At 36.7% G+C, this 14,460-nt stretch carries 14 protein-coding genes; 7 read left to right on the forward strand and 7 right to left on the reverse strand.

Features of this window, described 5'->3' with window-relative positions; translation table 11 throughout:
• Positions 1 to 2 precede the first annotated feature (2 nt).
• Positions 3 to 518: a septal ring lytic transglycosylase RlpA family protein gene (locus tag H3T46_RS06155; protein WP_196424188.1), complete on the reverse strand. Its 516-nt coding sequence runs from the start codon at positions 516 to 518 to the stop codon at positions 3 to 5.
• Between the two features lie 326 nt (positions 519 to 844).
• Between H3T46_RS06155 and aroQ the strand changes: the two genes are divergently transcribed.
• From aroQ to accC, 3 genes are read left to right on the forward strand one after another with little or no spacing between them, the layout of a single operon-like run.
• Positions 845 to 1,297: a type II 3-dehydroquinate dehydratase gene (aroQ, locus tag H3T46_RS06160; protein ID WP_110439253.1), complete on the forward strand. Its 453-nt coding sequence runs from the start codon at positions 845 to 847 to the stop codon at positions 1,295 to 1,297.
• The gene (gene accB, locus H3T46_RS06165; RefSeq protein ID WP_110439254.1) at positions 1,297 to 1,773 is read left to right on the forward strand and encodes an acetyl-CoA carboxylase biotin carboxyl carrier protein; all 477 of its coding nucleotides are present in this window, start codon (positions 1,297 to 1,299) and stop codon (positions 1,771 to 1,773) included. Before aroQ ends, accB begins: the two co-directional genes overlap by 1 nt.
• Position 1,774: 1 nt before the next feature.
• Positions 1,775 to 3,130 carry an acetyl-CoA carboxylase biotin carboxylase subunit gene (accC, locus tag H3T46_RS06170; protein WP_155566179.1) on the forward strand — a complete coding sequence of 452 codons (1,356 nt, stop codon included), beginning with the start codon at positions 1,775 to 1,777 and terminating at the stop codon, positions 3,128 to 3,130.
• 4 nt (positions 3,131 to 3,134) lie between these two features.
• Here the strand turns inward: accC and H3T46_RS06175 are convergent, their stop codons facing one another.
• Positions 3,135 to 3,695 (reverse strand): adenine phosphoribosyltransferase, encoded by a 561-nt coding sequence (locus H3T46_RS06175; protein ID WP_110439256.1) that lies wholly within the window; start codon positions 3,693 to 3,695, stop codon positions 3,135 to 3,137.
• Positions 3,696 to 3,777: 82 nt separating this feature from the next.
• Entirely contained in the window at positions 3,778 to 4,605 is an 828-nt protein-coding gene (locus tag H3T46_RS06180; RefSeq protein WP_110439257.1) for an SDR family oxidoreductase, read from the reverse strand.
• A 179-nt stretch (positions 4,606 to 4,784) separates the two neighbouring features.
• Between H3T46_RS06180 and H3T46_RS06185 the strand changes: the two genes are divergently transcribed.
• Positions 4,785 to 5,498, forward strand: a complete 714-nt coding sequence (locus H3T46_RS06185) for an NAD-dependent deacylase (RefSeq protein ID WP_155579879.1) — start codon at positions 4,785 to 4,787, stop codon at positions 5,496 to 5,498.
• A 9-nt stretch (positions 5,499 to 5,507) separates the two neighbouring features.
• Positions 5,508 to 6,101, forward strand: a complete 594-nt coding sequence (locus H3T46_RS06190) for a uracil-DNA glycosylase family protein (protein WP_155564785.1) — start codon at positions 5,508 to 5,510, stop codon at positions 6,099 to 6,101.
• A 71-nt stretch (positions 6,102 to 6,172) separates the two neighbouring features.
• Here the strand turns inward: H3T46_RS06190 and H3T46_RS06195 are convergent, their stop codons facing one another.
• Both H3T46_RS06195 and H3T46_RS06200 read right to left on the reverse strand, forming a co-directional pair.
• The gene (locus H3T46_RS06195) at positions 6,173 to 7,621 is read right to left on the reverse strand and encodes a glycosyltransferase family 2 protein (protein ID WP_110439260.1); all 1,449 of its coding nucleotides are present in this window, start codon (positions 7,619 to 7,621) and stop codon (positions 6,173 to 6,175) included.
• A 112-nt stretch (positions 7,622 to 7,733) separates the two neighbouring features.
• Complete coding sequence (locus tag H3T46_RS06200) at positions 7,734 to 10,172, reverse strand: DUF3772 domain-containing protein (protein ID WP_198197898.1); 2,439 nt, start codon at positions 10,170 to 10,172, stop codon at positions 7,734 to 7,736.
• Positions 10,173 to 10,377: 205 nt separating this feature from the next.
• Between H3T46_RS06200 and H3T46_RS06205 the strand changes: the two genes are divergently transcribed.
• A complete protein-coding gene (locus tag H3T46_RS06205; RefSeq protein ID WP_198197900.1) occupies positions 10,378 to 10,980 on the forward strand; it encodes a YigZ family protein in 603 nt (200 codons plus the stop codon).
• A gap of 86 nt (positions 10,981 to 11,066) precedes the next feature.
• Here H3T46_RS06205 and tldD read toward each other — a convergent pair whose 3' ends face one another.
• Both tldD and H3T46_RS06215 read right to left on the reverse strand, forming a co-directional pair.
• Positions 11,067 to 12,518: a metalloprotease TldD gene (tldD, locus tag H3T46_RS06210; protein WP_155568703.1), complete on the reverse strand. Its 1,452-nt coding sequence runs from the start codon at positions 12,516 to 12,518 to the stop codon at positions 11,067 to 11,069.
• Between the two features lie 40 nt (positions 12,519 to 12,558).
• Positions 12,559 to 13,599: a COX15/CtaA family protein gene (locus H3T46_RS06215; protein ID WP_198197902.1), complete on the reverse strand. Its 1,041-nt coding sequence runs from the start codon at positions 13,597 to 13,599 to the stop codon at positions 12,559 to 12,561.
• Between the two features lie 197 nt (positions 13,600 to 13,796).
• Between H3T46_RS06215 and H3T46_RS06220 the strand changes: the two genes are divergently transcribed.
• Positions 13,797 to 14,426 carry a TVP38/TMEM64 family protein gene (locus H3T46_RS06220; protein WP_198197904.1) on the forward strand — a complete coding sequence of 210 codons (630 nt, stop codon included), beginning with the start codon at positions 13,797 to 13,799 and terminating at the stop codon, positions 14,424 to 14,426.
• Positions 14,427 to 14,460: the final 34 nt, after the last annotated feature.

Consider the following 14,460-nt stretch of genomic DNA (forward strand, 5'->3'; position numbering starts at 1 on the left):
AATTATTGGGGAGTTTCAGCAACTTCGATATTATTCAGGGGTTTAATTGTTACATGGGCAGTTCCCCGGCTTAACATGCCAATTTTTGCTGCAGCAGCTTTTGATAGATCAATAATGCGATGTTTTACGAAAGGGCCACGATCGTTAATGGTGACGATGACTGAGTGCCCTGTATCTTCTGATTTAACCAACACTTTGCTTCCCAAAGGAAGGGTAGGATGAGCTGCGGTAAAATTCTGGTTGTTGAATGTTGAGCCAGAGGCTGTTTTACGTCTTTGCGTATGTCGCCCACCGTACCAGCTGGCAATACCGCTTTGAAAAGCTGTTTCATCTGTACTGATGATCATGTCTGCAGGATGTCTATTTTTGTGAAGAGTGTAGGGCATCACTCTTTTCTTTAATTTTCGAATCCTGTGAGAGGTGATCTTATGAGAACCGGAGTTAGCATATACTTGCATGGATTGAACATTTAATCCGATAACAAGTGACAAAGCCAGTAATTTATTTCGACGTTTCATATACCCTGTTTATTATAGCGTTTTTTAATCATAATGATTAAGAAAACTGCCATAATTCCTTTAAGTTAATATAAACCATGTTAAAAGCTAGAGAAAAAAAATGGCAAAAAAATGAAAAGATTTGCTTTTGTAACTTTACGCTAATACAATTGACGCACATATGGCAAATAATTTGTTTAATCTATTGTTTCTGGCTGAAATGATATAAATAGACATAGTTTATCAAAAAATTAAGAGAAAATTTAATTAATTTGTTGACTGTTTATAAGAGAGGCTTTTTAAATTCATATAGTGTTAAACCTGATTAAAGGCATGAATAACTAGTGATGGAATTGCCCCTCGTATATGTTTTGAATGGTCCTAATTTAAATATGTTAGGAATGCGTCAGCCAAATGTGTATGGTCATGCAACTTTGGATGATGTAGAACAAATCTGTATTCAAAATGCAGAACAGCTCGAAATAGCAATTGATTTTCGCCAATCCAATGATGAGGGGGAACTTGTTTCCTGGATTCAGGAGTGTAGGGGAAAAGCAAAGGGAATTATCATTAATGCAGGAGCATATAGTCATACTTCTATAGCAATTTTAGATGCTTTACTGGCAGTTGATTTACCTGTTATAGAGGTACATATATCAAATATTTACCGCCGGGAATCATTTCGGCATCATTCTTATGTTTCTCATGCGGCGACAGGGGTAATCTGTGGATTGGGTATTCAGGGTTATGCCTTGGCCTTGGCTGCGTTGGCAAATCTTATATTGGAAGAGGATAGTTGATGAGCAAAATGCTCGTAGATGTAGAAGTTATTCGTAAATTGGCTGATATTTTAACTGAAACAGGGTTAACAGAAATCGAGGTTTCCGAAAAGGATCAGCATATTCGCGTCGTAAAGAATATTACCGTTAACGCAAGTCCAGTAACAGCTCCCGTTTCCATGGCTCCTGTCATGAATTCCGCGCCTGTGCCTGTAACGGTTAATAATGATGATGCCAAACAGGAAGAAGATCTCTCTAAACATCCTGGCGCGCTGCTAAGTCCAATGATTGGTGTGGCCTATTTAACGCCGGAACCTTCTGCCCCCCCTTTTGTAACTGTTGGACAAGAGGTTCAGTCTGGACAGATCATCATGCTTATTGAAGCGATGAAAACGTTTAATCAAATTCGTGCCCATAAATCAGGAAAATTGACGCGTATGCTTGTTAATTCCGGTGATCCAGTAGAATATGGTGAGGTTCTGGCGGTAATTGAATAAAATGTTTTCAAAGATTTTAATTGCGAATCGTGGAGAAATTGCTCTTCGTATTTTACGGGCATGTCGTGAAATGGGCATTAAAACCGTTGCTGTGCATTCAACTGCGGATACAGATGCAATGCATGTGCGTTTGGCAGATGAAAGCGTATGTATTGGTCCCCCTTCAGTCACAGACAGTTATTTGAATAAGAGGGCAATTTTATCTGCAGCAGCCATCACAGGAGCCGAAGCAATTCATCCTGGTTATGGTTTTCTTTCCGAGAATGCAGATTTTGCCGAACTGGTTGAAGAGCATGGGTTTGTTTTTATTGGTCCTTCTGCCCAGCATATTCGTATGATGGGTGATAAGATCCAGGCCAAAACAACCATGAAGAAATTCAATGTTCCTCTGGTTCCAGGTTCAGATGGGGCTTTGTCAGATCTTGCTACAGCAAAAGAGGTTGCAAATAAGATTGGTTATCCAGTTTTGATCAAAGCTTCTGCTGGGGGTGGAGGTCGCGGCATGAAAGTTGCCTCTACAGAAACAGAGCTGGAAGAGGCGTGGCAGGTTGCAAGGGCTGAAGCAAAAATGGCTTTTGGTAATGACGAAGTTTATATGGAAAAATATTTGGATAAACCTCGTCATATAGAAGTTCAGATTATTGGCGATCAACATGGTAATGTCTTATTTTTGGGTGAGCGGGACTGTTCTTTGCAGAGACGGCATCAAAAAGTGTTGGAAGAAGCTTTGTCTCCCTGTCTAACTGTAAAGGAACGTGATTTTATTGGTAAAGTTGCCACCCATGCCATGCAGCAATTGGAATATAAAAATGCCGGTACGCTTGAATTTCTTTATCAGGATGGACAATTTTGTTTTATTGAGATGAATACGCGTTTACAGGTTGAACATCCTGTTACCGAACTGGTTACCGATGTTGATCTTGTTGCAGAGCAAATTCGTGTGGCTGCAGGAGAAAAATTAAAATTAAGCCAAAAAGACATTCAGTTTAAAGGACATGCAATAGAATGCCGTATTAATGCCGAGGACCCTGAAAATTTTGTACCCAATCCTGGAAAAATCGAAGTTTTTCATTCTCCAGGTGGACTGGGGGTTCGTTTGGATAGCGCTTTATATGTTGGTTATACTATTCCACCATATTATGATAGTATGATTGCCAAATTAATTGCCTATGGACATGACAGGGCAACCGCAATTGCAAGAATGCAAAGAGCATTGGAGGAAATGGTTGTGACAGGTGTAAAAACAACCATTCCATTACAGCAGAAAATATTGGCAGATAAAGAGTTCCAGAAAGGTGACTATACCATACATTGGCTGGAACATTTTATTGAGAAAAACAAAGCCGAAAATAATTGAAGCTTTATTCATTATAAGTGATTGCTGAAAATAAGGGGACGTCAATTTTTTCGCGTCCCTTTAAATTTTTTAGTTCAATTAAGGCAGCTGCTCCGATGATATTGGCACCAGTTTTACGTAAAAGTTTAATAGCGGCCTGCAACGTTCCACCAGTTGCGAGCAAGTCGTCAATAATAACAACGCGCTGTCCGGGCTTGATTGCATCTTCCTGAATATGGATACAATTTTGTCCATATTCCAAATCGTAATCAATTGAAATCGTTTTTCCAGGTAATTTTCCGGGTTTACGAATCATTATCATTCCACAGCCTAATGCTGTTGCAAGGGGTGATGCACTAACAAATCCTCTTGATTCAATTCCGGCAATTAGATCGGGTTGCCAAGCTGCAATTCCATGTGCCATACGTGCAGAAGCAATCTGCCAGGCATCAGCATTGCGTAGAAGCGTGGAGATATCGTAAAATAATATGCCTTCATGAGGATAGTTAGGAATAGTACGAATATATTTTTTTAAATCTATATTGGTGGGTGGTGTGAAATCTGTTTGATTAGGTGCGTTGCTCATTTCTAACAATCATTAATAAATTTAACATAAACCATTCATGTTTTAAAAGGTTCAAATACGTCACGCAATAAATTTATTGATCTTATGAATGTAGGTTATTTTTCTGCCAGTTTTTTTTTCTTTTTTCACAAAACTTTTCCACAAAAGGCATTAATCGTAGGATAAAATATGGTTTTAGCATCAAAAGTTTAGTTTGCAATCCTGACCATTTGGGAATGTAATATTCCAATCCTTTTTTCTTGAGGGCTTTCATAATTGTTTTACAGACAATTTCGGGTTCAAGAGGTGGAGAGCAGAAATTAAGCAAAGACCCCCCATTTTGCATTTCATTATGAAGCATTTGCGTGTCAATGGCGCCAGGAAAAATGGATGAAACATATATTTTCCGGGGACGGAGCTCCATGGCTAACGCCAAGGCAAATCCACGTAAACCATATTTACTGGCAGAATATAATGCGCTGTCTTTTAGGGGGAAAATACCTCCCAATGAATTTATAAAAACAATTGAGCTTTTTTTACGCATAAGCGGAAGTAAGCCCTTGGTCAAAAAAATGGCTCCATTAAGATTTACCTGAAGTTGGTTAAGTATTAATTGATCACTTAAATTTGAAAACGAACCTGGATAAATATTTCCTGCACAATGGATTAAGGCATTAATGTGATGGAATTGTTTTTTAATATCCTCACATAAATACTGTATTTCATTAAGATGAGAAATATCGCAAATACGAATAATGACTTTATCTCCATAATGGAGAGAAATTTGTTCTAATTGCGCAAGATTTCTTGCAATCATAATAATTTTGTAATGTTCTTCTAAAAGGTAAGAAACAAGTTTTTTGCCCAACCCCCCGGTTGCTCCAGTAAGAACAGCGATTTTATTAGATTGTTTAAAAATATTTAAATTCATTTAGATAAATCTCAAATTTAAAAGGTCATTATACTAAGTTATAGAATACTATTTAATTAAGTATAACATAATATTTTAAAATATAAGATATTTAGGTTTATATAGCGTAATTAATCAAACTTGTTTATTTTTACCATAAAATAATTTTATGAATTAAATGTTATAAGAAGTATCGAGCAATGAATAAAATTGTTGTTTTAACTGGAGCCGGGATCAGTCAGGAATCGGGTCTTGATACGTTTCGTGATGCTAATGGCATCTGGGCGAAATATAATATGGAAGAAGTTTGCACCTTGGAAGGATTTAAGAAAAATCCTGAAAAATTACATGAATTTTATAATCAGTTACGTTCGAATTTGCCTAAATATTTACCCAATGCCGCTCATATTGCCTTGGCGAAACTTGAACAGGCTGTCTTGAAAAAAGAAATTGAAGCTGAATTGGTTTTAATAACGCAAAATATTGATGATTTACATGAACGTGCCGGGAACCGTTTTCTTTATCATATGCATGGAGAATTGTACAAGATAAGATGCACAACATGTGATCGACGTATGGAATGGCATAAGTCATGTTTTCCATATACATCTTGTCCATATTGTCATGCTGTGACATTACGGCCAGATATTGTATGGTTTGGGGAAATGCCTTATTATATGCAAGAAATTGGAAGGGCATTATCAGATTGTAACTTATTTGTCGCCATTGGTACTTCCGGTGTAGTCTATCCAGCTGCTGGGTTTGTAAACGAAGTACAGGGGCGAGCGAAAACAATCGAGTTAAATCTGGAACATTCTATGGGCACATCAAATTTTGATGAATCCTGGCAAGGTTCAGCAACAGAATTGGTTCCCGAATTTGTCAATTATTTATTAAACGCCTATCAGAAATAAGGGAAAAGAATGACTGACTCTTTAAACCGTCTTTTGAAAGAGGTTCGGGCTTGTCATATCTGCAGGGATTTACCTTTGGGTCCAAAACCCATTTTGCAGGTTGGTTCGTCTAAAGTGCGGTTGTTAATCACTGGACAGGCTCCGGGTACACGTGCACATGAAACGGGAATAACGTTTAACGATCCTTCGGGGGATCGTTTGCGTGAATGGATGGGAATTAACCGATCCTTATTTTATAATGATCAATTGATCTCAATTATTCCAATGGGATTTTGTTATCCAGGCAGTTATGAAAGAGGTGGGGACTTACCTCCTCGTAAAGAATGTGCGCCACAATGGAGAGCCAAACTTTTGAAATTATTGCCTGATATTGAATTAACCCTTCTGGTTGGATCTTATGCACAAAATTATGTCTTGGGAAAAGGAAGCCTAACAGAACGAGTTAAGAATTTTCGGGATTATTTACCTAATTTTTTGCCTCTTCCTCATCCTTCATGGCGGACAAGAATTTGGGCAAAAAAGAACCCTTTTTTTGAAACGGAAGTTTTACCAGAGTTGAAAAAAAGGGTCTGCGATATTTTGAATTTAGACATGAAATCTTAAATAATTATTTAATAACTTATTATATTAAATATAAGGAAACTATATATTGGCTGAAGTTGAAAATAATTATTTTATAGCCAACTTATAATTTTTCCAACATTTTGTATATGTATTTTAGATTGTTCTTTTTTGGATAAAAGATTATATGCCAAGATAAAATCTGCATAGGTTATATCTTCACTATTTTGATATAAGTAATTATAAAAACTGTATAGATCATGTACAGAATCAGGTGAAACATTGAAATTAATTTCTAAATCCTTTGATTTCAGTTGAAGGTATTCCCATTCCTTACAAATGTTTCTGTTGGCGTCTACATCTCCAAAAAAACCTGATTCAGGATTTAATGACATAAATTTTTTAGAATAAGGTGTTTGTAATGAGTAATATGGTGTATCATTAACTGGTTGAATTGAAAATTGATAGGTAGAGGAAAATTTATTTAAAAATTTAATAATGAAAGGAATAGTGGATATAGAATTACTTTCTTTATAAAATAGATAAATCAAATTTGGTTTATGATTATATATAATACCGTATATTGGTATCATATTTTGAATATCTTCAAAATTAAATAAATATCCTTCTCGCATATGTAAAGCTAGATACCGTTCTTTTGTTGAGCAAAGGCTAAAACAACTTGTTTGTTTGTTGTTGGATTTTTTCTTGTTAAAAGATCCCGTAATTTCAAATATATAACGATATACACATTCTTGTTTAAGGGTTACTAATATTTCGTTGGCTTTTTTTATAAAATCTTTTCTTTCCTGATGTTCTATATCATTTCTATTGAAATGTTTCCATCGACCTTCTGAATTTATTAAATCTGTATTTAAACGATTTTGAATTCTAATTATATAGTCTTCCATTGATCGATTAATATAATGGTTGATGCATGCATTATTCCAAATAACAGTATCACTATCCGCACGTTTATCTTGAATAGATTCTCCATATGCATTTGCATAATTTTGTGGGACTGTTTTAAAATGATGGGGATTTGTATATTCAAATGAATAATCTTTAGGCCTTATAAAACATTTTGTTAATAATGTATCAGAAAAGTTTTTATCACAGTGCTTAGTATAAGCTTCGTAAGTAGGAATCTTGCTTTTTAAAACTCTGTCAGAGTTTCCATAAATTCTCCAATTTAAAGAAACACCATTATAGTTTGAAAATTTTTCAAGAAAATCCTGTATAGATAGGTCGTGTTCTAGTGATACATATTCATCGGCATCTAAAAATCCAATCCAGTCATATTCTTGATCCAATGCTTTTCGACAAGCGTCTTCGAATGCATTAGCTTGTCGATCATAAAAATAAGGCATATTAGCAGGATTTGTTAGTTCAATTTCAATGTTATATATATTAGAAACAGTTTTTAATATTTCATAAGTGCCATCTGTTGAATGATCATCATAAATAAAAAATTTATCGATACCGATAGCAAGATGCCAAGAAATCCATGATAAAATGTTTGGATTTTCATTTTTAAGAAATAAAGCGAGACAAATTTTCATATTTAAATAACTTCTTTTAGAAAAATAAAAATAATACTATAATAATATCAAAAAATTAATTATTTTTTTAAATTTTTCTTAATGTTAAGTTATTAATATTTATGTAAATTGTCTATTTTCCACCTTTTTCTGAGGAAGATTTGTTATTGGATAGCTGATTTATATTATTTAGATATTCAGATAAGATGTTATTTCTTACTGCATCTGTATTTGCCAGATAATTTGTATAACAAACAATGGTCATGACTAAAGAGCTTTCTGTAATGTTATCAACCCATATATAGGGTTTTGGATCATCTAGAACATCTTTTTGTTTTTCCATGATTTTCATGATTAACGTACGTGTTTGATCCAATTGTTGAATGGTAATTACAGGTAATTTAAATGAAACCAGACCCATATGACGTCCACGGGTGGCATTCTGAACAGAAGATGTGATAATTTGTGAATTTGGAACAATTAGGGTTGAAAAATCTGACAAACGAATTTCGGTAGCTCTTACTTTGATGCTCATTACCACTCCTTTAACACCATTTATGATAACCGTATCCCCTATGCGGACGGGTCTTTCAGCGAGAAGGATAAGACCGGAAACAAAATTCTGGACAATGGCTTGTAAACCGAAACCAATACCGACAGAAAGAGCGCTGACAATCCAGGTAATGTTTTGGGTTGTTACCCCAAGGATGGATAAATCAATAATGGCGACAACGACCCAACAGCAATAATTGAAAATTGTATCAATTGAATTACAGGTTGCATTATCCAGACTGGTTTTTGGGAAGAAGTTTTTATTTAACCAGTTTCTGACAATTCTTATACAATATATACCAATGAAAAATACCAAGATTGCCTCGGCGATTGTTGAAAAGGAAAATGTAAAGTTACCTATTTTTTGGTTGGTTAGGGTGGTTGTTAAATGTTGGATGAAGACGACCAGATCAAAATTACCGGGGGAAATAATGGAAACAATTGTCAGAATGACAGTTGTTAGTGTGATGACACCGGTAATGATGGTTGATAATTGTTCCATGCTTTGAGGTTTTATGCCTAAAAGCTGTATTTTTTTACCCAGCCAGCGATCCGGATCAAAGATGAGGTTTGTTATATCATTCAAAAGTATTCTTAAAAGACTTAAAGTACTGAAAACCAGAATTACCCAGTTAAGCCATACACACATTGAATAACCCAAATGGATGTATCCTGTTAGGATGGCAACAATAGAGATGATACAGAATAATGGGAGCCCGATTGCAACGACAAGAAGTGTGATATCCGGACTTTGATTATTTTGTGCTGAATGAAGTTTGATTCTTTTCTGACCTACTTCGCGAAGCTTTATGGGAATGGATAAAAAAAGGATTGAGGCGACACAGGCAAAAAAACCATTGCATAATTGCTGTGCTATAATACTTACACCACTAACATTATTGATATAACGGACAATTCCAAGAAGCAGGATAATGGCCATATAAATATTGGGTAGAATATTGATTGAATGCGCAACTTCATCACCAATGGGCAATAACCGCCATTGTGGATTTTTTACAGCAAGGAAACCTCGATAAAGTCCAAAGATGAAACCGCAAAAATAAAGTTGGTGAATTATGTTTTGTGCAAAAGCATAGGCTTGTGGGCTGATCGTATTGTGGTTATTAATGGTTACCAAAATGAGTGTGGCAGATAATCCTGCGGTAAGAGAGGCTATTATTGCTGAACACAGCGTCATTAAACTGCGTCTAAGACGTGTGGGGGGAATGAATTTTTCTGTGAACTGTACCAGTCCCTTTTCAATAAGAGGACGTAGGATGAAAATTAACAGAATAGCGCCAAGAAAACCTGCAAGCATTGTAAGACGGCTTCCCCAGCCATCTTGCCATGTTTTGGTGAATAAACTGCCAAAATCAGAATATAGTTTATTTATGCGGGAACTGTCATCATCGTAATGAATGGCAATTTCATGCCAAAAATTATAACCTAGGGGGGAGGATATGCGGGTAAATAACTGCACCTGTTGAATCTTGGATAAAGCCTGCTGAATTTGTGCAACCTGACTATTGGCTTCCAAGGATATGATTGTTGCCTGCTGAATTTTTGCGCTAAGATCATTTCTATTTTGAATAAAGGATTTTTGTCGATCATTTAAATTTTTAATATCATCTTTATTTTTATCACTTCCTGTATTTTGGATAACGTTATCCAGTAGCTTTAAAGCCTGATTATATCCCTTCAGACGAGGGGTCAAATCAGTTACAATCGCATCTGCCGAGGTGGATATGGATCGCGCTTGATTCAGCAGATTTTTGAATTGTGTAAAATCTTCAGAATGCTGAAGGTTTTGTAAGCTTTTATTAATATTTCCCAATTGTTTTATAAGCTTATTTAAAATTGGTTGAGTTGTTGTATCGGGAATATTGAGAAAAACAGGTGTATTTGAAGGGGTTGATGAGGAAATAAGAGAGTTGGCTGCTTCTTGCGCGTGGGTATTTGGTATAGATATTATTCCAAAGGAAAGGAAAAGACTAAATAATAGGTATTGCACTATTTTCATAGAAGCAGCTCCAAGTTTAAAGGCAAATTTATTTTATTTTATAACGACTTGGTAAAGTAAACTATAAAAATATGTAAAAATATTGTTTTTTTGTACGAAAAAAGGCGAAAATGGCTTTTTTGGAATGAATTATATGGGAATTGTTAGTAAAATGTATTCTCAAACATTGCTTTATTACATAAAAACATAATTTCTGAATGAATTAATGATAGCAAACAATCTGATTTATACGTTAACCGCCCCTTATCAGTTTCAGCAAGAAATTCGAAAAAGTATATTTTTGGCACATGCTGTGCCCGTCTATACAGAAATGCAGGTTGGGGAATGGTTGCAACGATTAAAAATACCAGAGGCAACACATAATTGCTGGGCTTATCGTATAGGACAAAATTATAAAAGCAATGATGATGGTGAACCTTCCGGAACAGCGGGGCGACCCATTTTACAAGTTATAGAAAGACAGAATTTTGATTGTACACTAGTAATAGTTATTCGATGGTTTGGCGGTATTAAGCTAGGCGCAGGCGGTCTTATTCGGGCCTATAGTGGAACTGCGGCTGAATGTTTACGTCAGTCTTCCTCCAAATTATATATTCCTAAAAAAGAAATTATAATTGTCTGTTCTTTTTCAGATTATGCTTTGGTAAAAGTCCGTATTGGAGAATATCGAGCAGAAATTGCCATGGAAAATTTTGAATCCATGGATGTGGAGTGTCATCTTGTTGTGCCTGAAGAACAGTATTTGGCTTTGAAGCGGCGTTTACTTGATCTGACAAGGGGACAGATATTGATAGAGGATATTATATAGATAAAGATCGGTGATAAAATACAGGAGGAGAGATGATTTCCTGATCCTTGGGGTATAAGGATCAGTTACGTTTGTATTGACAAAAATTAGAAATCTGTTCCCCCGACGGTCAGGCCGGAAAGTTTAAGGGATGGCTGTCCAACTCCAACCGGTACGCCTTGACCAGCCTTGCCGCAAGTTCCCACCCCTTTATCTAATTCAACTTTATTGCCAATCATTGTGATTTTGGTAAGGGCATCTGGACCATTTCCAATCAGGGTGGCCCCTTTAACTGGATGGGTGACCTTTCCATTTTCTATCAGATACGCCTCTGAAGTAGAGAAGACAAATTTACCAGAGGTAATATCAACCTGACCACCGCCAAAATTGACAGCGTAAAGACCTTTTTTGGTGCTTTTAATCATATCGTCCAACGTATCTTTTCCAGCCAGCATAAATGTATTGGTCATACGAGGAATTGGCGCACAGGCAAAAGATTCTCTACGTCCATTTCCCGTTGATGGTTTATTCATCAGACGGGCGTTCAAACGGTCATAAAGTAATCCTGTCAAAATGCCATCCTCGATCAGGTTTGTCCGTTGAGTTGGAGTTCCCTCATCATCAATATTAAGACTTCCCCGTCGTTCAGAGAGGGTGCCGTCATCAACGACATTAACCCCTGGAGCTGCAATTCTTTTACCCATTAAACCGGCAAAAGCAGAGGTTCCCTTGCGATTGAAATCACCTTCTAATCCGTGGCCGATAGCCTCATGTAACAAAATACCAGGCCATCCAGACCCGAGAACGACATCCATTTCACCGGCAGGTGCAGATTTACTTTCCTGATTGATTAGGGATTGATGCAAGGCTTCATGAACAGCATTTTTCCAAATATTTTCCTGTGTAATATGATCATAACCATAGCGTCCACCACACCCATAGGAACCTATTTCTCGACGTCCATTTTTTTCTGTTATGATGGTAACATTAAGTCGAACCAGGGGACGGATGTCAGCAACACGGAACTGACTGGTCCGGATAATTTGAATGGCCTGCCATTCTGCCGATAGGGATGCGCTTACCTGAACGACATGAGGACTTTTTGAACGGGCATAAGCATCAATTTCATGAAGCAAATGAGCCCGATCGGCAAATTTACCTTGATGAAGTGGGTTGTCAGGGTGATAAAGCTGATGATTGGTCAGGACAGGTTTATCACTGATTATAGATTCATGATCTGATTTCAGTTGGCTGACAGTTTCACTGGCACGTTTTAAGGCTTTATCACTTAATTCATTGGAAAAAGCAAATCCTGTTTGAGTATCCAAGACTGATCGTAGGCCAAATCCAGAAGTGATATCTGTTGTCGCGGTTCGGATGGTTCCATCATCAATACTTATCATTTCACTTTCACGATATTCAAGAAATAGTTCTCCATCATCCATGGAAGAAAGGGTCTGATGAATGGATTTTTCTGTCTTATCCCGATCCAGCTGGGTTTTCTGTGGATTAAAAAATATAGAATCTGTCAGGGTCAAGGCATTGATGGGGTCAGTCATAAATGATAGCTTTCAAGAGGATCAAAATAAAAAATATTAGTTATGATAATGATTTATTTTTACGCATATGATGTAGGGCAATCGTAACTGTTGTCAATAAAACGATTGCAAAGGCTTGATGAACGGTGCCTGCCCAGACAGGAACAACAAGCAATAATGTTGTAACCCCCAGGGCGTATTGGATAAGGACAGCCCATCCCATTGCCATAAAGCTGTCCTTGGTCGCCTTATCCAATGAGGATTTCAGACCTGTCATAACGGTTATTAGAATCATTATGCCCGTAAATGTTGCCAAGAGCCTATGATTGAATTGAATGGTTGAAATATTTTCAAACCAGTTTAACCAGAAAGGGGATAGTTTATTATAATCAGCAGGAATCAGGTGGCCGTTCATTAGGGGAAAACTGTTAAAGGAATGACCCGCATGGGTTCCTGCAGTAAAACCACCGGCAACAATGGTGACTAGCAATAAAATGAAATCAGTTCTCAATAGGGTTTTAATAAATTTTATGGCTGGATTTTGGGTCAGTGGATTGGGAACAGGGTGGCGTAATGAAAGGGCTGTCCATAAAATAGCGATATAGAGAATAATGGCGCAGGCTAGATGCAAAACAAGACGGACCGGTTCAACCGCGGTGCTGTTTGCTCTGAATCCAGAATGAACCATGAACCAGCCAATACCGCCCTGTAATCCACCGAGAATAAAAAAAATGAACAGGCGCAGAGCCAGTTGTTTTGTGATCATTTTTTTATAAATAAACCAGATTAAGGGTAAAATGAGAACCAGACCTATTAATCTTCCCAGAAAACGATGGCTCCATTCAGCCCAGAAAATCTGTTTAAATCCATCCAGTCCAAACCCATTGTTAAGAATTTGATATTGTGGAATGGTTTTATAAAGATCGAATTCCCGAACCCATTCTGCGTGGCTTAGAGGGGGGATGATACCAGTGATTGGACGCCAATCCATGATGGACAGACCGGAACCCGTTAGTCGTGTATATCCCCCAAGGGCTATCATGCAAAGAAGCATAAAGCAGATGAGGAACAGCCACGTTGAAATTGATTTATTGTTTTGCATGAGTAAAGAAATTCTAAATAAATGATAAAGGGTATCGTTTTAAAGAAAAGTGAGATATTGTGTTTTTTTTAGTCCTATAAGAAGGTTTTTGCAAGTCAAGCCTTTCATAAGGTCAATAATTTAGTTGTGTTATGAAAAGAAATAAAAATTTAACTCAATACAAAACACTAATTGGTCAAGTAATAAAACCATTATGTATGGTTTTTGGAATTGTTATTGTTCTTTTACTTGCTCGTTATTTTCACGGCTTTGATTTGTTTTTAAATGATCATACGTTATTAAGGCGCGGGATAAAAGGTCCCCTGATTTTCTTATCCATTGCCATCATTATGTGCATGGTCGGTTTTCCAAGACAGCTTGTCTGTCTGACGGCTGGGGTGGTATACGGTTTTTGGTTGGGTATTTTTTACGCCACGATTGCGACTGTCATAGGAGCGTTATTGGCCTATAACTGGGCCCGGTGGCTGGGACGTGAATGGGGGAAAAAATATCTTTTCCATGCAAAACTAAAAAAAATTCATCATTTTATTCAAACAAACCCTTTTCATACCGTTCTTATCTGCCGTTTGATGCCTGTGGGCTCTTCCGTTCTGCTGAATACCATGGCTGGTATAGTTGGTATTTCCGTTATGCCTTTTATCTGTGCGACTTTTCTGGGAAGCTTTCCACAAACGGTTGTTTTTGTTTTACTCGGCGGCGGAATTCGGATTGGCCATTTTGGGCAAATTACGTTAAGTTTACTTTTATTGGCTGTTTCAATACTTGCTGGTTTGATTTTAATGAAACGTTCTTTTAACAAAAAAGATGATTTATTATTGCCTGAATAATTATAAAAGCATTATAATTTTCTTAGGATATTTC

It is taken from the genome of Commensalibacter sp. M0133 (assembly GCF_016101485.1).
Classification (GTDB): Bacteria; Pseudomonadota; Alphaproteobacteria; order Acetobacterales; family Acetobacteraceae; genus Commensalibacter; species Commensalibacter melissae.

Excerpts from the sequence above, each read along its gene's own strand:
- H3T46_RS06155 (WP_196424188.1), bottom strand. The coding sequence starts at position 518 with ATGAAACGTCGAAATAAATTACTGGCTTTGTCACTTGTTATCGGATTA.
- aroQ (WP_110439253.1), top strand. The coding sequence starts at position 845 with ATGGAATTGCCCCTCGTATATGTTTTGAATGGTCCTAATTTAAATATG.
- accB (WP_110439254.1), top strand. The coding sequence starts at position 1,297 with ATGAGCAAAATGCTCGTAGATGTAGAAGTTATTCGTAAATTGGCTGAT.
- accC (WP_155566179.1), top strand. The coding sequence starts at position 1,775 with ATGTTTTCAAAGATTTTAATTGCGAATCGTGGAGAAATTGCTCTTCGT.
- H3T46_RS06175 (WP_110439256.1), bottom strand. The coding sequence starts at position 3,695 with ATGAGCAACGCACCTAATCAAACAGATTTCACACCACCCACCAATATA.
- H3T46_RS06180 (WP_110439257.1), bottom strand. The coding sequence starts at position 4,605 with ATGAATTTAAATATTTTTAAACAATCTAATAAAATCGCTGTTCTTACT.
- H3T46_RS06185 (WP_155579879.1), top strand. The coding sequence starts at position 4,785 with ATGAATAAAATTGTTGTTTTAACTGGAGCCGGGATCAGTCAGGAATCG.
- H3T46_RS06190 (WP_155564785.1), top strand. The coding sequence starts at position 5,508 with ATGACTGACTCTTTAAACCGTCTTTTGAAAGAGGTTCGGGCTTGTCAT.
- H3T46_RS06195 (WP_110439260.1), bottom strand. The coding sequence starts at position 7,621 with ATGAAAATTTGTCTCGCTTTATTTCTTAAAAATGAAAATCCAAACATT.
- H3T46_RS06200 (WP_198197898.1), bottom strand. The coding sequence starts at position 10,172 with ATGAAAATAGTGCAATACCTATTATTTAGTCTTTTCCTTTCCTTTGGA.
- H3T46_RS06205 (WP_198197900.1), top strand. The coding sequence starts at position 10,378 with ATGATAGCAAACAATCTGATTTATACGTTAACCGCCCCTTATCAGTTT.
- tldD (WP_155568703.1), bottom strand. The coding sequence starts at position 12,518 with ATGACTGACCCCATCAATGCCTTGACCCTGACAGATTCTATATTTTTT.
- H3T46_RS06215 (WP_198197902.1), bottom strand. The coding sequence starts at position 13,599 with ATGCAAAACAATAAATCAATTTCAACGTGGCTGTTCCTCATCTGCTTT.
- H3T46_RS06220 (WP_198197904.1), top strand. The coding sequence starts at position 13,797 with ATGGTTTTTGGAATTGTTATTGTTCTTTTACTTGCTCGTTATTTTCAC.